We start from the raw sequence: 23731 nt of genomic DNA on the forward strand, positions 1-23731 counted from the left end.
CTTTATCAGTCATTCGAGTATAAAAAGGGGAAATTGGATAATTTTCTCCTATGAACCGAATTGACCGACTCAACGCACTCCTCATCCACTTGCAAGGAAAACCTCGAGTCACTTTGAACGAACTTGAGGATAGATTTGAAATAGGCAGACGGACTGTTTTTCGGGATATCCGCTCACTTATCGATGCTGGAGTGCCTATCGGTGGTGATGCCGGTGAAGGATATTTCATTGTCGAAGGTTATCATTTACCCCCTGTAGTTTTCAATAAGGAAGAAGCTGCTGCAATACTGATGGGTGCGAAGTTTGTAGAGGGAAACGCCGATGTTTATACTATTCAGGAATACGAAAAAGCCATGTATAAAATCAAGGCGGTGCTCAAGTATTCTGACAAAGAATTTCTGGAAAATCTGGATGAGCGGATAGCGATCCGGCCCAGCCCTACCCCTCGCCAGCCTGTCGATTCCCATATCGCTGAAATCCAGCAGGCGATAGCAACCAACAGGTTAATATCCATGACTTACTATTCCCAATACAATGACACTACAACTTCGCGGGAAGTAGAACCATTAGGAATGGTTTTTTACTCCCAAAGGTGGCATCTGATAGCTTTCTGCCGGTTGCGTCAAGATCTGAGAGACTTCCGTACCGATCGGATTAAGAAAGTCAATGTATTACCTGAAACCATAGACCCGGCACAACACCCCAACTACCTTGATTTTCTAAATGAAGCTTTAATTGGCACGGATGCGAAAGCGGCAACTATTAAGTGTACAGCGAAAGCGGCAAGGTTTATGGGTGAGCAAAAATATTATCAGGGGTTTGTAGAGGAAAGTAAATTAGAAGACGGCCATTATGAAATGAAATTCGTTACTCCATACTATGATTACTTTGCCCGATGGCTAATGATGTATGGTGATGAGATTGAAATCCTTTCTCCTTCCGAATTACAAGGAATAGCAGCCACTTTTGCTAAAGAGCTTTTAGAACATCATAGCGCACCTTTTCTAGCTAAAACATAAAATCATGAAAGCAATAAATACGATCCTCCTCTTTTTAATATGCATTTCAGTAGTTGCTCAAACAGCACAGCAGGAAATTGACGATCAAATATGGAAACCCTTTACCAAAGCATGGGAAACCAATGACGGTGAAGCTTTCAATGCCATCCACTCGGATGATGTATGGCGAATCAACCCCGGAAGGCTACTTGTTGGGGATGAATACAAATCCAGAAACACTGAAAACATGCAAGGGCAGAACAGAGAGCGTATCATCGAGTTTACGTTCGAAACACGTACAAGTAATGGAAACAATGCGTACGAGGTTGGATATTATCGCATCACCGATAATTCACAGGAAGAACCAAGGTATTTTCTTGGCCGATTCCACGTGGCAATGAAAAAAATCGATGGTGTGTGGAAGATCATTCAGGATTGGGATACCGGAGAGATCAATGGTGTTGAAATCACGGCAGAGAGTCTGAGAAATAGGGATTTTATTCATTTTGAATAATTTTCCAAAATATCCATTTTAGAGTGACATAGGGTTGTCACTATGGCTTATTTCTTTGTTTTCATAATCTTAAACTCACACAATTATGGAAGCAACAATCGAAAAATTAGACCTACAAAAAGCTGATCCAAACTATTACAAAGTAACTGCTAAACCAGAGATCAGAGATTTGGATCCATACTACTATCTCACGGTTGAAGGAAGAGGTCACCCTGAATCTGAGCCGGTATGGAATGCAGTAGGCCAGCTATATGCGGTAGCATATGGAGTTAAATTTACCTGTAAGGCAGAAGACATGGATTTCAAGGTACCTAAGATGGAAGGTTTTTGGTGGATTGACGGAGGACCTGGAGCACAGAAAAACTTCACTAAAACACCAAAAGAAGAGTGGAACTGGAAGTTTCTTATCCGTATGCCGGATTTCGTTGAGGGAGATCACTTTTATCGGGCTGTTCAAAAAGTTAAAGCGAAAACACCTGAGCTTCTTGATAATGATGAAGTTAAGTTTGAGCTTATAAATGAGGGTAAATGCGTTCAAATCCTTCATATTGGAAGCTATGATGCGGAGGAACCCACCATCATGAAAATGATTGATTTTATGCAGAAGAATGGATTGGAAATGAATGGGCATCACCATGAGATTTATCTTAGTGATCCAAGAAAAACGCCAACTGAAAAGTTAAGAACTATTATCAGGTACGCTGTAAAGTAAACGAACTATGAATATACTAGGATTACGAACTACAATCTATCATGTACCGGATCTGGATGAAGCAAAGGAATGGTACACAAAAGTTTTTGGGGTTTCTCCATACTTTGATGAAGAGTTCTATGTTGGATTTAATGTGGCTGGGTACGAGCTGGGGCTAGTTCCCGATGCTACTCCTTCCGACAAAAAATCGGATAACATTGAATCATTCTGGGGAGTGGAGAATGTAGAAAGTGAACATCAAAGATTTATAGAGTTGGGCGCTACAGAACATGTTGCTCCTACAAATGTTGGAGGAGAAATAGTCGTCTCTAACCTCAAAGATCCCTGGGGAAATGTCATTGGATTAATATATAACCCAGACTTTAAACTGCCTTGAGCTCAATAATAAATTTTATTTCAGGACTCGATGGTCAACAAAAGGCCATCGTTTCTTATTTACATCAACGATTAGCTGAGCATCATGGATTGGTTCAGCATATTAAATATGAAATTCCTATGTACTATCGGAAAAGCTGGGTTTGCTACTTAAATCCGATTAAAAATGAAGGAATAGAGCTTGCCTTCCTGAATGGGCATAAGCTTTCAAATGATCAGGGAATTTTAGATAGAAAAAAACGTAAGATGGTTGCTGGAATCGACCTTTATCATGTTTCCAAAATTCCGGAACGTCAAATAGATGAAATCGTACAAGAAGCTATCATATTAGATGATTTGGCTAAATCAAAACGATAAGCAAATTACTTATCAATTTTATAGGTGAATCCACCTAATTCTTACGGTTCTTAAGAGAAGATTAGGCTTATAGTTCCGATTTTTGTTAACCCTCATTTATCTTTCAAGATAGACTATTAATAAACCTGTTGGAAATCTCACCTACTGTTTCTGTTACCAGCATTCAGGCCCTATTAGATGATGCTTATAAAAAGCGAGTGAATGACCTCAAAACGAGCATCAAACTTGCAGAAGAAGCATTACAGTTGAGCAAAGAGCTTGACGATAAAGCATGCATTGGAAAATCGCTATCTCAGCTTTCACTTTTCCACATGATTATCGGTGATTTCGATTTGTCTATCAATATGGCCAATGAAGCGATTGAAAATCTGGAAGCCGTTAACGATGAAAAAGGAATAGCTGACGCTAAATACACCATCGCAGGCGCTTTATATAAAACAGATGATTACAATCTAGGCCTTACATATCTTCTTGGCTGTCTAGCTACCTATAAGAAGCTAGAAGATTACCATAACAAGGCACGCGTTGAAAAATCCATGGGCACCATTTACGAGTTTTTCGGAGATGTGGATAGTGCTGTCAAAATTTATCAAGCTTCGATAGAGTCAGGGGAAAAAGCAAAAGATCTCAACCTGCAATCTAATGCCTTCAACCCCCTGTCAGGAATCTACCTAAACCAGGGAAAGGTCAAGCAAGCCATGGAGCTAATTGAGAAATCGATTGCCTTTAAGAAGAAAACGGATGATGTCAGAGGGCTCGCTTTCGCACTTTATGGACGGGGTAAGGTCTATACCCATACGAAAGAATTTGATAAAGCTGAAGCTGATTTCATGGAGTCTGAGCGAATCCATCAAGAGATGGGTGAAAAGCTGGGCCTGGCCATGTGCTATCACAAAAGAGGAGCACTTTACATAAAGATGGGACGGCTTGATGAAGCAGAAGAAATTCTGGTGAAAGCACTGGAGTACAGCAATAAAAACAGAATCATTTTAATCAAATTCCGGGCTAATCTTTTGCTGCATGACATTGCCAAAAAGAGAGGAGATCATGAGCTGGCACTAAAATACCTTCAGCAGTATATTGATGAAAAAGAAAGTGTCATTAACGACCGGACTGCCAAGGTGATCGAAAGCTATGACGTCATCAACAAAATGCATTTGCTGGAACAGGATGCCCGTGTTCAGAAAGAAAAAGCGGACATCATCGAGCAGAAAAAGATTGAGCTTGATTCATTTTTTTATCGCATCTCCCATGATTTAAAAGGCCCTATTACCTCACTCATGAGTTTGAACTATGTAGCAAAGCTCGAAGTGGAAGATGAAACAGCACTAAAGTTTATTGATGACTATGAAAAACAGGCCAATCGACTGAACACCATTTTGGATGGTTTGATCAACTTAACCAAAATGTCTTTTAATGAGGATGCGAAGCAGGAAATTGATTTTGAGAAAATTATCTACGACTGCATTGCTTCCTACAAGTTTCTCTCCAACTATGAGCGGGTAGAATTCAAAATTGATGTTGAACCGACCATTAAATATGAAGCAGAGTGGGCACTTGTCAACACCATCATTCAAAACCTCATCGAGAACGGCATCAAGTATGCCCGGGTTGAAGAAAACAAGCCATACATAGCGATCAAAGTAGCAGAAAAGGATGGCAACATTGTAGTTGAAGCTTCAGACAATGGTATCGGAATGGATGAAGAAACAGTCTCTAAAATATTCAGCATGTTCTTCCGTGTGAACCGTAAAATTGAGGGAACAGGCCTGGGCCTTCATATTTTGAAACGAGCTGCTGAAAGACTCGACGGTGAAGTAACTGTGGAAAGTAAGTTAGGGGAAGGCTCAACTTTCAAAATCACCCTCCCCAAATAATTTTTACATATGAATAGGTCTGTTCTCAGTAGCTGCAAGTGCCGCTTCTTTGAATGCCTCCATGTAGGTTGGATGTGCATGAGACATCCGGGCGATATCCTCCGCTGAGGCACGGTATTCCATTGCAGTCACACCAGCTGCAATCATATCCGCTGCACGTGCTCCAATGATGTGAACTCCTAACACTTCGTCAGTTTCCTTGTCTGCTAAGATTTTCACCAGACCTTCAGTATCCATACTTGCACGGGCTCGTCCTAATGCTTTGTACGGGAACTTTCCGGTCTTATATTTTCTCCCCTGCTCTTTCAATTGCTCCTCAGTATACCCTACTGATGCAACCTCCGGCCAGGTGTAAACTACCCCGGGAATTAGATTATAATTAATGTGTGGCTTTTGACCAGCAATCGACTCAGCAACAAAAACCCCCTCTTCCTCCGCTTTGTGAGCAAGCATTGCACCTTTTACTACATCTCCAATCGCATAGATATTGTCTACATTGGTTCGCAGGTGATCATCTACTTCAACTCGTCCCTTATCATCCATCTTCACTCCGGCTTTATCTAACCCAAGCTTATCTGTATAAGGTCGTCTACCAATTGAAACCAGGCAATAATCCCCTTGTATTTCAACGCTCTCACCTTTTTTGGTCTCCGCTTTCACTGTTACATTTTTCCCTTTTTTCTCCACGCCGGTCACTTTATGGCCCAGATAAAAATCAAATCCAAGGCCTTTCAACGATTTCTGAAGCTCTTTGCCCATCGTAGAGTCCATTGTCGGAATTAAGCTATCCAGATATTCAACGACCGATACTTTCGCCCCAAGTCGCGCATATACAGAACCTAGCTCAACACCTATCACTCCTCCCCCAATTACAATCATGTGCTTGGGCACTTCTTTCAGTTCCAATGCCTCAGTACTCGTGATCACACGTTCTTTATCCAGCTCAATGAATGGTAAGTTGGCCGGTTTGGAACCGGTCGCAATAATGACTTTTTCAGCAGTGATTTTTTGCTTTTTCTTCCCGTCTATCTGGATGGTATTCTTATCAACGAAGCTTCCCATTCCGTGAAAAACATCGATTTTATTCTTGCTCATCAGGTAATCAATGCCTTCCACATTCTGCTTCACCACATCTGCTTTGCGACCAATCATTTGTTTCAGATTCACCTTAGGCTTATTGATATCAATGCCATGCTCTTTGAAAGTATGTTCTGCCGCATGAAAATGCTCCGACGAATCCAGTAATGCTTTAGATGGTATACATCCCACATTCAAACATGTACCTCCTAACGTGTCATACTTTTCGATGATAGCCGTCTTCATTCCAAGTTGGGCACAACGAATGGCCGCTACATACCCACCGGGACCTGAACCTATTACTACTATTTGATAATCCATTCTTATTGATTTTAGATTGGGAGATTTTAGAATTTAGAATTAGACACCTAACATTAATCTGGTTGGATCTTCCAACAATTGCTTCACTCTCACAAGGAAACTCACAGATTCGCGTCCATCGATGATTCTATGATCATAAGAAAGAGCCACATACATCATTGGTCTTACGACAACCTCTCCATTTTCAACAACTGCGCGCTCCACAATGTTATGCATACCCAAAATCGCAGACTGAGGAGCGTTGATGATAGGCGTTGACATCATGGAACCGAACACACCACCATTGGTAATCGTAAATGTTCCACCTTCCATTTCTTCAATGCTCAACTTATTATCTCTTGCCTTGGTGGCTAGTCTGATAACTTCTTTTTCTATCTGCACAAAGTTCATAGACTCAGCATTTCTAATCACCGGCACAACCAATCCTTTAGGTGCAGAAACAGCAATAGAAATATCACAGTACTCACTGAAGACTAGTTCATTACCATCAATTTGGCCATTTACTGCTGGCCATTCCTGAAGTGCCACACAAACTGCCTTGGTGAAGAAGGACATGAACCCTAAACCAACCTCGTGCTTTTCCTTGAACTCTTCTTTATACTTCTTTCTTAAATCCATGATTGGCTTCATGTTCACCTCATTGAAAGTGGTGAGCATGGCCGTTTCATTTTTAACAGAAACGAGTCTTCTGGAAACCGTTTTTCTCAGAGAAGACATTTTTTCTCTGCGCTGCTCCCTGCTCACACCTCCACCAAATGTTGGAGCTTCAAATTGTGGCTTGGATGGCTTATCATCAGATTTACTCGCCTCTTTGGGTGCGGATTTTTGAGCACTCATGGCGTCCTCTTTCGTGATGCGCCCATCTTTTCCGGTTCCTTTTACATCTCCAGCTGAGATTCCTTTCTCGTCCAGAATTTTTGCTGCTGCCGGAGAAGCATGACCTGTTGCATATGTTTCTTTATCTGAAGAAGAGGCTGTACTAGCAGATGGTGTACTCCCATCCTTGCTCGCCGAAGATGAAGCTGAAGGCGAGCCTTCCATCACTTCAATCTTGCAGATTAAAGCACCAATTTCCAATGTATCACCTTCTTGCGCTACAATCTGTAGTTTTCCTTGTGCCTCGGCAGTAAGTTCAAAAGTGGCCTTATCGGATTCAATCTCAGCGATAACCTCATCCAACTCCACAAATTCACCATCACCTTTCGCCCAGGTAGAAATAGTCACCTCCGTAATAGACTCACCCACAGCAGGTACTTTCATTTCCAGCACCTCACCTGTCGCTTTGGCCTCAGAGGATGAATCATCAGATGACCCTTTGGATTCAGGTTTACTTTCTGAGGATGACGATCCTCCGCCACCTTCCGCACTCTCGTCAATTTCACATAAAACAGCACCTATCTCCAGGGTGTCGCCTTCCTGAGCTTTGATGCTCAGCTTTCCGGCCGCTTCAGCGGTTACTTCGAAGGTAGCTTTATCGGACTCAAGCTCGCAAATCACTTCGTCCATCTCTACCATGTCCCCGTCACTTTTTGTCCATGATGCTACGGTCACTTCTGTGATTGACTCACCTACCGTAGGAACTTTCATTTCAAGACTCATTTTCTTCTTGTTTAATTTTTTATACTCTTTTCAGATAATGTCTACTAAATATCAAAAGCTTGTTTGACCAATTTGGCCTGCTCTTCTTTATGAATTTTTGAATACCCGGTGGCCGGTGAAGCACTGATCTTTCGAGCAACTACTTCAAAATCCATCTCTATGCGAGTTTTAATAAAACTCCAGGCACCCATATTTCTTGGTTCTTCCTGAACCCAAACAAGCTTTGGTTTATTGTATTTCTTAAGGATCGCATCAATCTGCTTTTGTGGCCAGGGATAAATTTGTTCCACACGAACAACCGCGACATCCTTGGACTTTTTCTTCTTCTGCTCTTCTAGTAAATCAAAGTAGACTTTTCCGGAGCAGAACAATACTTTCTTCACACTCTTATTCGTCACATAGTCATCTCCAATAATCTCCTGGAAACTTCCCGAAGTGAAATCTTTCATTGGAGAAACAGTACCCTGATGCCTTAATAATGACTTAGGTGAAAAAACCACTGCAGGCTTCCTAAACTCCCATGTTACCTGACGCCTCATCAAGTGGAAAATATTGGCTGAAGTGGTCAAATTGGCAATTATAATATTCTCATTAGCGCACATTTGCAGGAATCGCTCCATTCGTGCACTAGAGTGCTCCGGGCCCTGCCCTTCATATCCATGAGGGAGCAGCATCACCAAACCATTCATCCTCTGCCATTTGCTTTCAGCACTGGCGATGAATTGATCAATCATAATCTGAGCACCGTTCGCAAAATCACCAAACTGAGCTTCCCAAATCACCAAAGCATTCGGAGTAGCCATGGCATAACCATATTCGAAACCAAGCACCCCATATTCAGATAAAAGTGAATTGTAAATCCTCAATGGTTGCTGATCCTTTTGGATATTATTTAATCCGCAGTATGGTTCATTTGTGTTTGAATCAAAAAAGTAGGCATGTCTGTGAGAGAAGGTACCTCTTTTCACATCCTGACCAGTCATTCGAACAATTGTTCCTTCAGCCAGCAACGATCCGTAGGCCAATAATTCCGCATCTGCCCAACCCAGTTCTTTCTTTTCAAAGAAGTTGGCCTTCCGGTCTTTTATCAATTTCTCAATCTGCCGGAGAGGCTTAAATCCTTTGGGTACCTGAGAAATGGCCTTACCCACCTTGTCCACCATTTCCTGAGAAACTTTGGTAACAGGAGATTTATCAAAATCAGCCTCCTTAGACCTTCTTAAGTGATCCCATTCCTCCTCAATCTTTTGAGGTTTATAAGGAAGCGGGTGCTCTTTTATTTCGTTAAGCCTGTCCTGCAGCTTATCCTTAAATTCTTTTTCTAATTTATTAACCTCACTATCGCTTAAGTCGCCCTGTTCAGTCAGCTTCTTCACATAGACTTCCCGTGGATTTGGATGTTTGCCAATGGCATTATACAGCTTAGGCTGTGTGAATTTAGGTTCATCGCTTTCATTGTGTCCATGTCTTCGGTAGCACAACATATCAATGAAAATGTCCTTGTTAAACTTCTGACGATACTCTATCGCAAGGTTTGCGCAGAATTGAACAGCTTCTGCATCGTCACCATTTACGTGTAGAATAGGAGCATCCACAATTTTAGCCAGATCAGTACAGTAAATACTTGATCGTGCATCCGCAAAATCGGTTGTAAAACCAACCTGATTATTGATCACAAAGTGGATGGTTCCTCCAGTCTTGTATCCTTCCAGCAAGGACATCTGGATACATTCATACACAATTCCTTGACCTGCCACCGCTGCGTCACCGTGAATCAAAATGGGAATTGCCTTACCCAAATCCCCTTTGTACTCATCGTCAATCTGAGCCCTACAGTAACCCAACACGACAGGGTCTACTGCTTCCAGGTGAGAAGGGTTTGGGGCCAGTTTGACATACATTTTCTTTCCTGATGTGGTTTCTAAATGGGATGAGTAGCCCAAGTGGTACTTCACATCACCATCTCCCATGGTTAGGTCTACTTCCTGATTTCCTTCAAATTCGCTAAATATCTCTTCGTAGGTTTTACCCATGATATTAGCCAGCACGTTTAGTCTACCTCTGTGGGCCATCCCGATAACAACCTCTTCTGCATCCAACTCCCTCCCCTTATTGATGATTTTATCCAAAGCAGGGATCATGTTTTCACCTCCTTCCAGTGAGAACCTCTTTTGTCCTAAAAATTTGGTGTGAAGGAAATTCTCAAAACCACTGGCTTCATTCAGCTTAGAAAGGATGCGGTGCTTTTCTTCTTTGGATGGGCTTATGTTTGCTCCTTCCGTTTCAATTTTTGATTTCAACCACTCGCTCACATTTGAGTCCCTGATGTGATTGTATTCAAAACCAATAGAACCGGCGTATACTTTCTTGAGCTTCTCCAGAATTTTTCGCAGAGACGCTTTTCCTAGCCCTACTTCTGCGCCAACTTCAAATTCCGTTTCCAGGTCTTTTTCAGACAAGTCAAAATCCGACAATTCCAGCTTAGCTGTATGCGGTCTTCTCTCCCGTACAGGATTTGTTTTAGACACTAGGTGTGCCCAAGCCCTATAGCTATATATAAGGTTTCTAACCGCCGTTTCTTTTGGGGTTGCTACAGCCTTGGGCTCATCCGGCTCCCCATACTTTTCCTGAGCAAATTCAAACCCCTCAAAAAACTTCTTCCAGGATTCATCAATGCTTTCCGGGTTATCTTTGTATGCTTTGAATAGCTCATCCAGGTAATTGCCGTGAGCATTCGCGATGTAGGAATATTTATCCATATTCATATTGTGTTCTGAAACAAAGGTATAACCTAGAAGGTTTCAATAAAAATTGTAAAATCGTTTAAGCAAATACACATAGGTATTATTACTGAACGTGAAGCAGTTACATTTTTGAAAAACCTTATTCCCTTTACCAGAAAGGGATAAAAAAAATAAGCAGTTCTTAGAAAATTTATAACTCAAAAAAGGAGATGTTTTATTCTTTCACCTTAACCTTCTCAGAACGAGAAAAATAAACTACATTTGCGCTCCATTTTTAAAACTTTTGATGGACGAGTTCCATAAACAAAAAGAATTATGTCAGTAAAAATTAGACTAGCGCGTCGAGGACGCAAAAAACAAGCCATGTACGATGTAGTAGTGGCAGACGCTAGAGCACCACGAGATGGTCGCTTTATCGAAAAACTTGGTACTTACAATCCAAACACAGATCCAGCAACCATTAATTTGGACAATGACAAGGCGTTTGATTGGGTGATGAAGGGTGCACAGGCAACTGATACTGTTAGAGCAATGCTTTCTTACAGAGGTATCATGATGAAAAAACACCTTCAAATTGGTGTGAACAAAGGAGCTATCACGCAGGAAGAAGCAGATAAGAAGCTGGAAGCCTGGATGAAAGACAAAGAATCTAAGATTCAAGGTAAAGTAGAAAGACTTGCAAAATCAAAAGCTGACAAGAAGAAAGCTGCTTTAGAGGCTGAGAAGAAGGTGAGCGATGCAAGAGCTGAAGGATTGAAGAAGAAAGCTCAGGAAGCAGAGGCTGCATTGGTTGAAGAAATCAAAGAAGGTGGTGCTGAAGGTAACGAGGATGTAGAAGAAGATGTAGCCGAGGTAGAGGAAGCGCAAGCAACTGAAACCAAGGAAGAAACTCCTGCTGAAGAGCCTAAGGCTGAAGCTAAAGAAGAAGCACCAGCTGTTGAGGCGAAAGAAGAGCCAAAAGCTGAAGCTAAAGAGGAAGCTCCTGCTGAAGAAGCAAAAGAAGAAGACAAAAAAGAGGGTTAATCTGCTATGCGGCAGGATGATTGCTACCAACTAGGGGAAGTGATCAAGACCCACGGTCTTAATGGAGAAGTCAGTATTTCATTAGAAGTAGACTTCCCGAACGAATATCAAAATTTGGAATCAGTATTTCTGGAGCAATCCGGAAAACTGGTTCCTTTTTTTATTGATACCATTCAGGTTAATAACAATAAGGCCCTGGTCAAATTCGAGGATATTGATTCGCTCGATCAGGCCAAAGCGTTAGTGAAAGCAAAACTCTATTTACCTCTCTCCCTTTTGCCGGATTTAGAAGACGGCCAATATTATTTCCATGATTTGGCCGGATGTGAGGTGTTCGAAGAAAATCAACTCATTGGTGTTGCTAAAGAAGTGATCGACCTTAATGGCAATCAGCTTCTGTCTGTTGATGTGAACGGCAAAGAAGTATTAATCCCGTTAAAAGATGAAATTCTGCTCTCAGCAGATATTAAAGCACGAAAAATTATAGTCAATCTTCCGGAAGGACTACTCGACGTGTATCTGAAAGAGGATTCTGACCTTCTTGAAAATTAACCATTAAGAGCTCTGTGCTCTCCGTGATTAACTTTGTGCTCTACGTGGATAAACTTAGCGCCCTCTGTGGTTAAATAAAATGCGAATTGACATCATCACTTGTCTACCTGACCTTTTTGAAGGCCCTCTGACCCAGAGCATCGTAAAACGCTCGATGGACAAAGGACTGGTAGAGCTTGAAATTCACAACCTTCGCGATTACTCAACCAATAAGCATCTAAATGTAGATGATTACGCTTTTGGTGGTGGTGCCGGCATGGTGCTGATGATCGAACCTATTGATAAATGTATCTCCGGGCTAAAAGAAAAAAGAGATTACGATGAAGTGATCTATTTAACTCCCGATGGAGAAACGTACAATCAGTCTATGGCCAACCAGCTTTCCCTTAAGCAAAACTTCATTTTCCTGTGTGGCCATTATAAAGGAGTAGATCAGCGGGTGCGGGATCATTTGGTGACCAAAGAGATCAGCATTGGGGATTACGTGCTTTCTGGTGGGGAATTGGCAGCCATGGTTTTGGCTGATTCGTTAATCAGGCTTGTTCCCGGAGTACTGAATGATGAAACCTCCGCCCTCTCCGATTCCTTTCAGGATAATCTATTGGCCCCTCCTGTATACACCCGTCCGGCAGAATACAAAGGATGGAAAATTCCTGAAGTACTTACCTCCGGTCATGAGGCGAAAATAGAAGCCTGGCGAAACGAACAAGCTCTGAAAAGAACACAGGAAAGAAGGCCGGATTTGCTGGAATAAACCTCACATTAATTACCAAATACCTCCACCGGGGTATTTTTTTTGTCCTAAACTAAGAGGAATTTTAACTCAATAAAGAATCCGACTGCAACACATCGGAAGACGATCAGCTATTCGGTATATTTAGAGAAACCTATTTCTAACCTAAAATTTATATAATAAGATGAATGACAATGATCACTTTTTCAGAATGGTCTTGGGGCACCAAGGAAGCAGACACACCATTTCAATCGAGGTTTTAATGAACAAAAAAAATCTTCCTTTAAAATGGAAACATACCAAAATCAACGGAAAGGATAATGAATACAACGTTGAGCTTGATTTTATTGGTGACAATCCATCTTGGAGTAACCCAAGTAGAAGGGAGCCTACGGGAGGCAATATATTTGGAGGTCGAAAGGAAATTTGTATATGTACTTTCGATGTTGAAGAAGCTGTAAGTAATGGTGTTAAAATTTTTGATGTTCACATCAGCGGACTTGGTGAAACTGATAAGAGCCATGATGGAACTGTACACCTTCCAGGAACTGGTGGTTGAAAAAAATAGCTTTCATATTGCTAGTTAGCGTGCTGCCAATAAATTTGATAGGACAGGATTCTTTATCTCACATAAAATTTCTTGATAGCACGCTTAACATTTCTGATAAAGGTTTGGCAATTGAACTTCTAAAAGAAAAAGTATTTAAACTAGGTAATACCCATTCCTATATTAAAGGACTTTACTATTTAAGAATTGGAAGGATATATGGGAATCAACATCAACTTAAACTTGGTGAAGATTATTACAGAAAAGGACTACAAATTGGGCTAAAACTCAACAACGATAGGCTATTAAGTCAAGGGTATTTAGGAGTTGGGGGTATTCAACTGATTGATCAATTACATGATCCAAAAAATGCTACTTATGATTCAATCTTTCTTTATTTCGAGAAAGCTTTGCCTCATTTGATTATAGAAAATGATAAAAAAAACATTGAAGGGCTTAACTCAAACATTGAACTAATTTTAATCAATTTAGGAGAAATTGACAGTGCCAAATCATTAATAAAAAACACATTAAAAAAACGTGAAGAAAACGATGATAAAATTGGGGTTCTTGGCAGTTTAAATAATATCGCATTGCTTTATCGTAAGAGTAAAAATTATAATGAGGCTGAGAAATATTATATAGAAACCTTCAATTTAGCTAAATCAGACTCCTTATTGAATCAAATGACAAGCGCCAAACTTGGTTTAGCTAGGCTTTTCATGGAAAAAGGAGAATTTCATAAATCACTTTCAAATTTTCTCGAGTATGATTCTTTAAATAAGCTTTCTCTGAATGCAGAATTTCAAAAACAAATAGCCAATTCGGAAACTAAGTTCAAAACCGCAGAAATTGAGCGAGACAATGCATTGAAGCAAGCCGAGATAGAAGAGAATCGTAGGCAATTACTTCTCCTTTATGCATTTTCTTTCTTACTCATTCTTGCTTCCGTATCCACATACCTTTTCTTCAATCAAAGAAGGAAAAGGCAAAAAATAGCTTCAGAAAAAGCAATCCAGGACCTCCTCCAAAGCCAGGAAATGAAGACCACTTATGCGCTCCTTGAGGGGCAGGATAAGGAACGAAAAAGGATCGCCGCTGAACTGCATGATAACTTGGGGAGTATTCTCGTAACTCTAAACATGTATGCAGATACACTTCAAAACAAAAAACCAAAAGATATTCCTGCGCTTGCACAAAAAATTGCCGATGTGGCTCAGCTCGCCAATACAGAAACACGAAAAATTTCCCATAGCCTGGACTCAGGGATGCTACGACATTTCGGGCTTGAAGCTGCTATCAAGCAATTAACCGAGGCGGTTTCATCTGCCAGAAAAATCAAATTCAATCTTTCCATTCAGACGGGTGAGATTTCATCGGAAGCCAGCATCGAGATTTATCGCATCATTCAGGAGCTGGTCAACAATACCCTCAAGCATGCACAATGTACCAAAGTGCACCTCGAGCTCACCCATGTAGATCATTCGTTTAGTATTATCTATGAAGACAATGGGATTGGGTTTAATCCAAAAGAAGCAAGCGGTGGTATGGGGCTTAAAAACATTCAGAATCGTGCCGAAAGATTGGATGGAGAACTCACTATTGACTCCACCCCCGGAAAAGGCAGTTCATTCATCATTGAAATTCCACACCTATGAGCCAGATAAAAATACTCATCGTTGATGATCACCAGATTGTACTGGACGGCCTGAAACTGGTTTTAAGCTCAAGGGAAGGTTTTGAGGTTTTAGGTGAAGCATCCAATGGCTTGGAGGTGCTGGACTTTTTGGAAAAACACAAGGTAGATGTGGTTGTATTGGACATCAACATGCCGGAAATGGATGGGATCAAGTGTGCCAAAAAAATCAAATCGCTTTATCCTAAAATAAAGGTCATCATCTTAACCATGTATGCCCAGAAATCCTTCGTGGAGGAAATCATCAAGATAGGCATAGATGGCTGTCTGTTAAAAAACAACACAGGCAAGGAATTGACAGATGCCATAGCCAGAGTGCACAGCGGGAAATCCTACTACGATCAAATCCAAAACTTCAGCAAGGATGATGCAGATCACAAGGAATATTCGCTGAGTGAAAGGGAAGTAGAAATCATCCGGAAGCTTGGTGATGGCCTAACAAGTGCACAAATCTCAGAAGCCCTTTTTATATCCGAACATACGGTTAAAACTCACCGAAAGAACATTTTGAAGAAGTTAGACATCCATAGCAGTTCAGAGCTGATTCAATACGCTTTAAACAATGGAATTATTTAATTCAATATCTTTTTTTCCAATACTTATTTCTATATTTGCACTCCTTTTTCAAAACACTCAGTAAAGAGTACAGAAATGAGCACAGAATTATTGAAAGTAGTAGCGGAAGAATATAAAGACGTAAAGGCCAAGCATCCTTCATTTGCTCCTGGTGATACGATCAACGTACACTATAAAATTAAAGAAGGTAACAAAGAGCGTGTGCAGCAGTTCCAGGGTACTGTGATGTCCATCAACAACAAAAACACGAACGGTGAGACCTTCACTGTAAGAAAAGTTTCCGGTGATATCGCTGTTGAAAGAATCTTCCCAATCCTTACACCAAACATTGAAAAAATTGAAGTGTTGAGAAAAGGAAGTGTAAGACGAGCAAAACTTTACTACCTCAGAGGTCGAAAAGGAAAAGCGGCTCGTATCAAAGAAAAGCTTACCAAAAAATAAAATTTCAATCCCCTGCTAACCGGCTGGGGATTTTTTTTGTGATAACTCAGAAAGAGCTGAGAAGGCACAGTGATAACTGAGACTTATTGAGGTCGAATGCTACTCTTCTCTCGATTCTTTATAATTTTTGCACACCGCATTGGTAAGCCTCTGTGTCCGCTGTGGTAAAACTTACTTTCTCTGCAGTTAAATACCCCACTCTCTGTGGTTAAAATCAGTCTTTCGTGTTCTCTCTCGCTCCTTCGTGCACTCTGTGGTTAAACCTCCCTTCCTCTGCGGTTAAAAAACTCTGTTTTCTCTGCGGTTAAATCAAACTAAATTCGCTCCATGGAGCTCAACTTCACCAAATATCAAGGTACCGGTAATGACTTCATTCTGGTTAATGACAGGAATGGCCATTTTCCTCAGGATATTGATCTGATTCAAAAAATGTGCGATCGCCGGTTTGGAATTGGAGCGGATGGCCTGATTCTCATTCAGGAACATCCTGATCTTGACTATCGTATGGTCTATTTTAATTCAGATGGCTCTCAAAGTTTGTGTGGAAATGGCTCCAGATGCGCTTTTACATTTGCTCAATCCCTCGGATTAGTGGCAAGCTCTGCAACTTTTGAAACTACCGATGGTATCCATCAAATAAAAAGCGAAAATAATCTTGTTCATTTCCAGCTATTTGATGTAAACGAGATCAATGAAATCAATGAAAAAGAGTGGTACATCCATACCGGATCTCCTCACCACATTGTCATTGTCGATGATGTAAACAAGTCAGATATTGTACCTGAGGGAAGAAAAATTCGAAACCTCCCTACCTATTCCAGCCAAAATGGCACGAATGTCAACTTTGCACAGCTTTTGCAGGATAGGGTCAAAATCAGGACTTATGAAAGAGGTGTAGAAGATGAAACACTGAGCTGTGGTACCGGAGCAACTGCCGTTGGAATAATGGCCGGAAAGCTAGGGTACGAAAGCCCGGTTCAAATAGAAACGGTGGGAGGCAAACTCCAGATATCCTTCAAAAAAGAGGACAATAAATTCACCGATATTTGGCTGGCCGGACCGGCAGAAAAAGTGTTTGAAGGAAGTGTAACAATCTGATCTCTCTTACATTAATCCATTATAACTTTAAGGCCTTATAAAAAGGTTAAATTTTAAAACTTGACGGCAAAACTCACCATGGGTATAGCCTCTAAATAGAATTTTTCAATGCTAGACTCGATAACGAAGGGATTTGCCAAAATCTTTGGCACAAAAACAGAAAAGGACCTCAAGGAACTCAATCCTTATGTGGGCCTCATCAATGCAGAGCACGAAAAACTCCTCAACATCACTGATGATGAGCTGAGGGGAAAAACAGCAGAACTTAAAGGCATAATAAAAAATCATTTAAAAGATGTTGATGACCAGATAGATGCATTGCACAAGCAAGTTGATGAAGATAAATCTCTTGATGTTCATCAAAAGGAAGACATTTTTGCTCAAATAGATAAACTGGAGAGTGATCGGGATGAAGAGCTGGAAAAAGTACTTTTAGATATCCTGCCGCTAGGCTTTGCAGTTGTTAAAGAAACAGCACGAAGATTCGCCGAGAACGAAAAAATTGTAGTTCAGGCTACTCAACACGACAAAGAAATTGCTGCTAAGAAAGATAACGTTGAGATAAACGGAGAGACTGCCATCTGGAAGAATAAGTGGAACGCCGCTGGTAATGAAGTAGTGTGGAACATGGTGCATTACGATGTTCAGCTGATTGGTGGCGTGGTGTTGCATCAGGGTAAAATTGCCGAGATGCAAACAGGTGAAGGAAAAACGCTAGTAGCTACCCTCCCGGCCTACCTAAACGCATTGGCGGAAAGAGGCGTACACATTGTGACAGTAAACGACTACCTCGCAAGACGTGATGCCGAGTGGAATGCGCCAATTTTTGAGTTCCATGGCTTAAAAATTGACTGTATTGACAATCATCAACCAAACTCACCTGAGAGAAGAAAAGCATATTTAGCAGATATTACTTACGGTACGAATAACGAATTTGGCTTTGATTACCTCAGGGACAATATGTCCAGAAGTCCGGAAGAGCTGGTTCAAAAGAAACATCACTACGCAATGGTTGATGAGGTCGATTCGGTATTAATTGATGACGCTCGTACCCCATTGATCATTTCAGGCCCAATTCCAAAGGGAGATGAACATGAATTTTATGATCTAAAACCAAGGATTCAGCTACTGGTAGATGCACAAAGAAAAATTGTAAGTGATTATTTGAATGAAGCCAAAAAGCTTATAAGAGATGGGAAAGAAGGGGAAGCCGGACTTTCACTTTTCAGGGCTTTCAGAGGATTACCTAAAAGTAAGCCACTCATTAAGTTCATGAGTGAAACAGGCATCAAACAGATCCTTCAGAAAACTGAAAATATCTACCTGGCAGACAATCAAAAAAGAATGCCGGAAGCTGATGAGCCGCTTTACTTCACCATCGATGAGAAAATCAACAGCATTGATTTAACAGAGAAAGGCATTGACCTGATCACAGGTGAAGGAGAGGATACAAACTTCTTCATCCTGCCAGATATTGGCGATGAAATTGCAAAATTGGAAAAAGATGAAGGGATATCTGAAAATGATAAGCTTCAGAAAAAAGAGTCCATCATTCGTGATTACAATGTAAAAGGTCAGCGAATACACTCTGTTAACCAGCTACTCAAAGCATACTGTATGTATGAAAAAGATACAGAGTATGTGGTAATGGATGGAAAAGTGAAGATTGTGGACGAGCAAACAGGCCGGATCATGGAGGGTCGTCGATATTCCGACGGACTACACCAGGCGATAGAGGCAAAGGAAAATGTAAAGGTGGAAGATGCCACTCAAACCTATGCCACCATCACACTTCAGAACTATTTCCGGATGTATCATAAGCTTGCCGGGATGACCGGCACAGCGGAAACAGAAGCTGGAGAGTTTTGGGATATCTATAAACTGGATGTGGTGGTTATCCCAACCAACCGTCCAATTTCAAGAAAAGATGAAAACGATAAGGTTTACAAAACCATTCGTGAGAAATTCAATGCCGTTGCTGAAGAGGTCGTAGAATTAACACAAGCCGGAAGACCGGTGCTGGTTGGTACCACTTCTGTGGAAATTTCTGAGCTTTTGAGCCGAATGCTTAAAATGCGAAACATCAAACATCAGGTTCTAAATGCAAAACAGCATGCTAGAGAGGCTGATGTAGTAGCTGAAGCCGGTAAACCGGGTGCGGTGACCATTGCAACGAATATGGCTGGGCGTGGTACTGATATCAAGCTTACTCCGGAAGTAAAAGAGGCAGGTGGATTAGCCATTATCGGTACGGAAAGACACGAATCACGTCGAGTGGACAGACAGCTGAGAGGTCGTTCCGGTCGTCAGGGAGATCCTGGTTCTTCTCAATTCTACGTTTCATTAGAGGACAACCTGATGAGACTATTTATGTCTGACAGGGTGGCGAAAATCATGGATCGTTTGGGACTTCAGGAAGGTGAAGTGATTCAGCATTCGATGATTACAAAATCCATCGAAAGAGCGCAGCGAAAAGTAGAGGAAAACAACTTCGCCATTCGTAAAAACCTCCTCGAGTACGATGATGTGATGAACAGTCAGCGTGAGGTAATTTATAAGCGAAGAAGAAATGCACTGTACGGGGAACGCCTGGAGCTCGATATACTAAACATGCTTCTGGAAACCTGTGAAGACATCATATTCAACGCGAAAGGTACCAATGACTTAGATAGTCTGAAACTTAACGCCATTTCCATCTTAGGTCTTGACTTTAGCATCACTCAGGAAGAGCTGGAAAAAGGTGATGAGAACACGTTGGTAGAAAAGCTGTACAATGAAGCATTGAAGAACTACAAACAAAAGAATCAACTCATCAAAGACAAGGCGTTACCCATTCTGAAGCAACTAAACCTTACACGAGGAGCCACTTTAGAAAATGTACTTGTACCATTCACAGATGGTAAGAAACAAATTGGAACGTCTGTTAACCTGAAGAAAGCGGTTGAAACCGAGGGTGATGAAGTGATTCTGGAAATGGAAAAAATGATTGCCCTGGCAACCATTGACCTGCTTTGGAAAGAACATTTACGAGACATGGATGATCTTCGTCAGAGTGTGAGAAATGCGCAATATGAGCAAAAAGATCCGTTGTTGATTTACAAGTTTGAAGGGTTTGAAATGTTCAAACGCTTTGTTGGCAAGGTGAATGAGGAGACTGTTTCATTCCTGATGAGAGCAGAAATTCCTGTCGAGCAAGCGGATGATGTACAGGCTGCTCAAAAACAAAAAACTGCCAGAAACTACAAGGAGCAGAAAGAAGAAAGCAGGTCCGCACTCGCTGGGCCGGAAGGAGGCAACAGGCCGCCGGTACAGCAACAGACAAAACCTGTTCAGTCACAAAAAATCGCAAGTAGAAACCAGCGAGTAAATGTGCAATATGCGGATGGTTCTGTAAAAAAAGATGTTAAATTCAAAACTGTAGAAGACGACATTAAGAATAATAAATGCGTACTTATCGACTAGCTATATTACTCCTGCTTGGGGCTTGTAAGGCAGCTACACCAAGCTCCACAAGTATCTATTCCGAAGACCTAAGCGTTCATCGGCCTGTGATGATAGATAAAGCAGACACCACGGACACTAGTACAGGTCAGGAGGAAATAACTGAGACCTATTCTCCCCTAAGCGGACATATTAAGAATGAGTTGGATAGCATCTCGAAAATTGCATACGCTCAAAATAAAGCCGGAACCTATGTAGATGGATACGTTTTACAGGTTTATTCAGGAAGTAGCCGGGAAGAGGCCAATCAGGCAAGGTCAAAAATGTATAGTACATTTCCGGAACTGGAACCAAAAGTTTCCTATCATCAACCCAACTTTCGAGTAAAGGCAGGGCGCTTTACCAATCGATTAGAAGCGCACCGGGTATATACCGACGTAAAAGAGATATTCCCAAGAGCTTTATTGATCCCGGAAAGATTCCTGCAAAAATATGAGTGATCTGATACAAAAAATAAAATCACTCTCCGAAACTAATTTTGACGAAATCCTTTCGATCAGGAGACAAATCCATGCTCATCCGGAGCTCTCCTTCGAAGAGCACAACACTGCCGCTTTTATAGAATCCAAATTGAAAGAGTTTGGAATTACTAATGTGACTAGAATTGCAGAGACGGGCGTGACTTTTTGTCTGAATGGTAAAGGGGAAGGGAAAACAATCGCGCTTCGTGCGGATATAGATGCACTTCCGATAACAGAGGCAAACGAAGTACCTTATAAATCCAAAAACGAAGGTGTGATGCATGCTTGCGGGCACGATGTTCACACTTCTAACCTACTGGGTGTAGCCAAAATATTATCTGAACTGACAGACCACTTTAGTGGAACAGTAAAGTTCATTTTTCAACCTGCTGAAGAAAAATCACCTGGCGGGGCATCTATTCTCATTAAAGAAGGCATCCTTCAGAATCCTACTCCGGAAAAAATTCTCGGTCAGCATGTTATGCCCCTGATCCCCGAAGGAAAGGTGGGGTTCCGGAAAGGAAAATACATGGCAAGTGCAGACGAAGTATACCTAACAGTCAAAGGAAAAGGTGGGCATGCAGCCATGCCCGAGACTTTTGTAGACCCTATTGCAATTGCCAGTCAGATCATTGTGTCACTGCAGCAGATTGTCAGTCGTATGGCAAATCCTAAGATACCTTCCGTGCTTTCCTTTGGAAAAATTGCAGGAGGGAATGTGAATAATGTAATTCCTGACGAGGTTAAAATCGATGGTACTTTCCGAACCTTTGATGAAGAATGGAGAAAGGTTGCTTTGCAAAAAGTCAGAGACATTTCAACATCAATAGCCACATCACTGGGTGGATCTTGTGATGTGCATATAGCCTCGGGCTATCCATTTCTGGTTAATGATGAGGACTATACTCAAAAGAATATTGATGCCGCAAAGGCTTATATGGGGGATGATAATGTGGTAGAACTCGACCTCTGGATGGCAGCTGAGGATTTTGCCTTTTACACACATGAAGTTCCCGGATGTTTTTATCGATTAGGAACCCGAAACGAAGAAAAGAGGATAACATCAGGAGTCCACACCCCTACCTTCAACATCGATGAAAATGCATTGAAGACAGGGATGGGGCTTATGGCCTACCTGGCCATCAATGAATTAAATTCCTAATTAAAGAGCAATTTCAGTTTGGAACCTGAAAATTAAAAACTCAGTATCTGATCCTGCAAAAGTTTGATAGCTGATGTCACTCTGAAACTTTAAATCATGTCCTGAGATATATCTTGAAACACCCAGTGTGTATTCTTTTTGATCGGGGAAAACAGCATGACTATCATCAGCATCAATGGTAGTAAATCGACTTGCCAACTCCCAGTTTGAAGGGAACAGGTAGCCTGCCTGAAATACAAATCCTGTTCCTGTGCCATATCTGCTTTCATTATTTCCCGCGGATCGTTTTATAAATTCTGACATAGCAGAAATTCCATTAAACTTAAACATCATGTCGGCTATAAATGAGGTAAGATCAGATGGTAGATACGCATTGCTTGCATCTGTAACAAAACCGCCCAGGTTACCTCTGGATCGCACGGCATTGGTATTTAAATCCCCCGTTATACCAATAGATAGCTTAGGAGTTGACTCCCTTTTTAGGTCAGAACCAAAATAATCCCCCTTCCCGGTAAAACTTCCCATTGGGAGAAATTCCATTCGACCTGTAATTTGATAGCCCTCAGAGGGGTTTCGTGAAGTGACATTTCGCCCCTGACCCATTGAAATAGCCAGGATTTGACGAAACTTATCGTTTGAGCTTTTATGCCTCAACTGAACTCCAACATCTCGATCGAGATTGAATCTGGCGTTAACTAAGCTTCGATCAACGAATTGAAGATTTTGAGAGGAAATAACCCGCTCTCTGTTTCCGGGCAACTTGGTTTGTCCCCACCATACATGCCAGTTATCGGCAAAATTCCATTTTACCACCGCATCCAGCACGATGTTAGCTGTATTACCGGACTCTGCATTATGACCACTGCTTTGATCCCTATTTGAAACTGCTAGCTCAAGCTTATAAACAATCTTAGGGTCGATGGCCCAGCCATCAAATTTCAATCGACTTCTTCTAATCATCATTGCATCTTCATACACGTCTGTATTAAGATTATACCTGCCATCGTATAATGTTTGAAATCTGAACCCGAATTTGAAAGCAAAGGTGGAATCCTGTGCAACAAATTGTAATCGCTTTCCCCATGTACTTGATACCGTATCCTGTGCAATTGCGGATTGAAATGATGCGATCAAAAGCAATGCAAAGCATACGTTTTTAAAAAATTTCATAAATTTTTATTGATTTCTTTAAAGAAAGCGCAATGTTAGGCTTTACGTATTACCTGAATATTTACTCAATGTTAAGTTCTTAACTTTAGCTTAACATTGAATAAAAGCCGAAAAAAGTATAAAGTCATATCTAGTGTGTTTAATAAATTGGTTTTAGAATACACAATTTCTTAACATATACGAAACATTGTAAGAAT

Annotated in this window: 21 protein-coding genes; 17 read left to right on the forward strand and 4 right to left on the reverse strand. The window is 41.2% G+C overall.

The window, feature by feature from the left end; translation table 11 throughout:
- The first annotated feature begins 50 nt into the window (after positions 1 to 50).
- The 6 genes from RIC88_RS13660 (at position 51) to RIC88_RS13685 (ending at position 4833) form a co-directional block, all read left to right on the forward strand.
- The gene (locus RIC88_RS13660; RefSeq protein ID WP_350218107.1) at positions 51 to 1019 is read left to right on the forward strand and encodes a helix-turn-helix transcriptional regulator; all 969 of its coding nucleotides are present in this window, start codon (positions 51 to 53) and stop codon (positions 1017 to 1019) included.
- Positions 1020 to 1023: 4 nt separating this feature from the next.
- A complete protein-coding gene (locus RIC88_RS13665) occupies positions 1024 to 1512 on the forward strand; it encodes a YybH family protein (RefSeq protein ID WP_350218108.1) in 489 nt (162 codons plus the stop codon).
- Between the two features lie 85 nt (positions 1513 to 1597).
- Positions 1598 to 2224 carry a GyrI-like domain-containing protein gene (locus tag RIC88_RS13670; RefSeq protein ID WP_350218109.1) on the forward strand — a complete coding sequence of 209 codons (627 nt, stop codon included), beginning with the start codon at positions 1598 to 1600 and terminating at the stop codon, positions 2222 to 2224.
- Between the two features lie 7 nt (positions 2225 to 2231).
- Positions 2232 to 2600, forward strand: coding sequence for a VOC family protein (locus RIC88_RS13675; RefSeq protein WP_350218110.1), 369 nt, complete (start codon positions 2232 to 2234; stop codon positions 2598 to 2600).
- A complete protein-coding gene (locus tag RIC88_RS13680; protein WP_350218111.1) occupies positions 2597 to 2956 on the forward strand; it encodes a DUF1801 domain-containing protein in 360 nt (119 codons plus the stop codon). The genes RIC88_RS13675 and RIC88_RS13680 overlap by 4 nt, the downstream gene beginning before the upstream one ends.
- A 128-nt stretch (positions 2957 to 3084) precedes the next feature.
- Positions 3085 to 4833, forward strand: coding sequence for a tetratricopeptide repeat protein (locus RIC88_RS13685; RefSeq protein WP_350218112.1), 1749 nt, complete (start codon positions 3085 to 3087; stop codon positions 4831 to 4833).
- 3 nt (positions 4834 to 4836) lie between these two features.
- Here RIC88_RS13685 and lpdA read toward each other — a convergent pair whose 3' ends face one another.
- Genes lpdA through RIC88_RS13700 form a run of 3 tightly spaced genes read right to left on the reverse strand, consistent with a single transcriptional unit; the run spans position 4837 to position 10589 of the window.
- A complete protein-coding gene (lpdA, locus tag RIC88_RS13690; protein ID WP_350218113.1) occupies positions 4837 to 6231 on the reverse strand; it encodes a dihydrolipoyl dehydrogenase in 1395 nt (464 codons plus the stop codon).
- 39 nt (positions 6232 to 6270) lie between these two features.
- Entirely contained in the window at positions 6271 to 7830 is a 1560-nt protein-coding gene (odhB, locus tag RIC88_RS13695; protein WP_350218114.1) for a 2-oxoglutarate dehydrogenase complex dihydrolipoyllysine-residue succinyltransferase, read from the reverse strand.
- A gap of 44 nt (positions 7831 to 7874) precedes the next feature.
- Positions 7875 to 10589: a 2-oxoglutarate dehydrogenase E1 component gene (locus RIC88_RS13700; RefSeq protein ID WP_350218115.1), complete on the reverse strand. Its 2715-nt coding sequence runs from the start codon at positions 10587 to 10589 to the stop codon at positions 7875 to 7877.
- A gap of 300 nt (positions 10590 to 10889) precedes the next feature.
- On the opposite strand from RIC88_RS13700, the gene RIC88_RS13705 reads away from it, so the two are divergent.
- From RIC88_RS13705 to RIC88_RS13755, 11 genes are all read left to right on the forward strand, one after another.
- Positions 10890 to 11597, forward strand: coding sequence for a 30S ribosomal protein S16 (locus tag RIC88_RS13705; RefSeq protein ID WP_350218116.1), 708 nt, complete (start codon positions 10890 to 10892; stop codon positions 11595 to 11597).
- A gap of 6 nt (positions 11598 to 11603) precedes the next feature.
- Positions 11604 to 12149 carry a ribosome maturation factor RimM gene (rimM, locus tag RIC88_RS13710; RefSeq protein ID WP_350218117.1) on the forward strand — a complete coding sequence of 182 codons (546 nt, stop codon included), beginning with the start codon at positions 11604 to 11606 and terminating at the stop codon, positions 12147 to 12149.
- A 79-nt stretch (positions 12150 to 12228) separates the two neighbouring features.
- Positions 12229 to 12903: a tRNA (guanosine(37)-N1)-methyltransferase TrmD gene (gene trmD, locus RIC88_RS13715; protein WP_350218118.1), complete on the forward strand. Its 675-nt coding sequence runs from the start codon at positions 12229 to 12231 to the stop codon at positions 12901 to 12903.
- A 241-nt stretch (positions 12904 to 13144) separates the two neighbouring features.
- Positions 13145 to 13441: a hypothetical protein gene (locus tag RIC88_RS13720; RefSeq protein WP_350218119.1), complete on the forward strand. Its 297-nt coding sequence runs from the start codon at positions 13145 to 13147 to the stop codon at positions 13439 to 13441.
- A 29-nt stretch (positions 13442 to 13470) separates the two neighbouring features.
- Positions 13471 to 15087, forward strand: coding sequence for a tetratricopeptide repeat-containing sensor histidine kinase (locus tag RIC88_RS13725; protein WP_350218120.1), 1617 nt, complete (start codon positions 13471 to 13473; stop codon positions 15085 to 15087).
- Positions 15084 to 15701 carry a response regulator gene (locus RIC88_RS13730; protein ID WP_350218121.1) on the forward strand — a complete coding sequence of 206 codons (618 nt, stop codon included), beginning with the start codon at positions 15084 to 15086 and terminating at the stop codon, positions 15699 to 15701. Before RIC88_RS13725 ends, RIC88_RS13730 begins: the two co-directional genes overlap by 4 nt.
- Before the next feature lie 75 nt (positions 15702 to 15776).
- Positions 15777 to 16142: a 50S ribosomal protein L19 gene (gene rplS / locus RIC88_RS13735; protein ID WP_350218122.1), complete on the forward strand. Its 366-nt coding sequence runs from the start codon at positions 15777 to 15779 to the stop codon at positions 16140 to 16142.
- A 327-nt stretch (positions 16143 to 16469) separates the two neighbouring features.
- A complete protein-coding gene (dapF, locus tag RIC88_RS13740) occupies positions 16470 to 17240 on the forward strand; it encodes a diaminopimelate epimerase (RefSeq protein ID WP_350218123.1) in 771 nt (256 codons plus the stop codon).
- 108 nt (positions 17241 to 17348) lie between these two features.
- Positions 17349 to 20702 carry a preprotein translocase subunit SecA gene (secA, locus tag RIC88_RS13745; protein ID WP_350218124.1) on the forward strand — a complete coding sequence of 1118 codons (3354 nt, stop codon included), beginning with the start codon at positions 17349 to 17351 and terminating at the stop codon, positions 20700 to 20702.
- Entirely contained in the window at positions 20684 to 21181 is a 498-nt protein-coding gene (locus tag RIC88_RS13750) for an SPOR domain-containing protein (protein WP_350218125.1), read from the forward strand. The genes secA and RIC88_RS13750 overlap by 19 nt, the downstream gene beginning before the upstream one ends.
- Positions 21174 to 22364: a M20 metallopeptidase family protein gene (locus RIC88_RS13755; protein WP_350218126.1), complete on the forward strand. Its 1191-nt coding sequence runs from the start codon at positions 21174 to 21176 to the stop codon at positions 22362 to 22364. Before RIC88_RS13750 ends, RIC88_RS13755 begins: the two co-directional genes overlap by 8 nt.
- Here RIC88_RS13755 and RIC88_RS13760 read toward each other — a convergent pair whose 3' ends face one another.
- Positions 22365 to 23534, reverse strand: a complete 1170-nt coding sequence (locus tag RIC88_RS13760; RefSeq protein ID WP_350218127.1) for a porin — start codon at positions 23532 to 23534, stop codon at positions 22365 to 22367. It abuts the gene before it with no gap.
- Positions 23535 to 23731 lie beyond the last annotated feature (197 nt).

The organism is Ekhidna sp., from assembly GCF_040220215.1.
In the GTDB taxonomy this organism is placed as follows: Bacteria; Bacteroidota; Bacteroidia; order Cytophagales; family Cyclobacteriaceae; genus Ekhidna.

What these genes read in the sequence shown, in the direction of transcription:
- RIC88_RS13755 (WP_350218126.1), top strand. Translation starts at nt 21,174, where the DNA reads ATGAGTGATCTGATACAAAAAATAAAATCACTCTCCGAAACTAATTTT.
- RIC88_RS13760 (WP_350218127.1), bottom strand. Translation starts at nt 23,534, where the DNA reads ATGAAATTTTTTAAAAACGTATGCTTTGCATTGCTTTTGATCGCATCA.
- rimM (WP_350218117.1), top strand. Translation starts at nt 11,604, where the DNA reads ATGCGGCAGGATGATTGCTACCAACTAGGGGAAGTGATCAAGACCCAC.
- RIC88_RS13700 (WP_350218115.1), bottom strand. Translation starts at nt 10,589, where the DNA reads ATGGATAAATATTCCTACATCGCGAATGCTCACGGCAATTACCTGGAT.
- RIC88_RS13660 (WP_350218107.1), top strand. Translation starts at nt 51, where the DNA reads ATGAACCGAATTGACCGACTCAACGCACTCCTCATCCACTTGCAAGGA.
- trmD (WP_350218118.1), top strand. Translation starts at nt 12,229, where the DNA reads ATGCGAATTGACATCATCACTTGTCTACCTGACCTTTTTGAAGGCCCT.
- RIC88_RS13720 (WP_350218119.1), top strand. Translation starts at nt 13,145, where the DNA reads ATGAACAAAAAAAATCTTCCTTTAAAATGGAAACATACCAAAATCAAC.
- RIC88_RS13670 (WP_350218109.1), top strand. Translation starts at nt 1,598, where the DNA reads ATGGAAGCAACAATCGAAAAATTAGACCTACAAAAAGCTGATCCAAAC.
- RIC88_RS13730 (WP_350218121.1), top strand. Translation starts at nt 15,084, where the DNA reads ATGAGCCAGATAAAAATACTCATCGTTGATGATCACCAGATTGTACTG.
- secA (WP_350218124.1), top strand. Translation starts at nt 17,349, where the DNA reads ATGCTAGACTCGATAACGAAGGGATTTGCCAAAATCTTTGGCACAAAA.
- odhB (WP_350218114.1), bottom strand. Translation starts at nt 7,830, where the DNA reads ATGAGTCTTGAAATGAAAGTTCCTACGGTAGGTGAGTCAATCACAGAA.
- rplS (WP_350218122.1), top strand. Translation starts at nt 15,777, where the DNA reads ATGAGCACAGAATTATTGAAAGTAGTAGCGGAAGAATATAAAGACGTA.
- lpdA (WP_350218113.1), bottom strand. Translation starts at nt 6,231, where the DNA reads ATGGATTATCAAATAGTAGTAATAGGTTCAGGTCCCGGTGGGTATGTA.
- RIC88_RS13665 (WP_350218108.1), top strand. Translation starts at nt 1,024, where the DNA reads ATGAAAGCAATAAATACGATCCTCCTCTTTTTAATATGCATTTCAGTA.
- RIC88_RS13750 (WP_350218125.1), top strand. Translation starts at nt 20,684, where the DNA reads ATGCGTACTTATCGACTAGCTATATTACTCCTGCTTGGGGCTTGTAAG.
- dapF (WP_350218123.1), top strand. Translation starts at nt 16,470, where the DNA reads ATGGAGCTCAACTTCACCAAATATCAAGGTACCGGTAATGACTTCATT.
- RIC88_RS13675 (WP_350218110.1), top strand. Translation starts at nt 2,232, where the DNA reads ATGAATATACTAGGATTACGAACTACAATCTATCATGTACCGGATCTG.
- RIC88_RS13705 (WP_350218116.1), top strand. Translation starts at nt 10,890, where the DNA reads ATGTCAGTAAAAATTAGACTAGCGCGTCGAGGACGCAAAAAACAAGCC.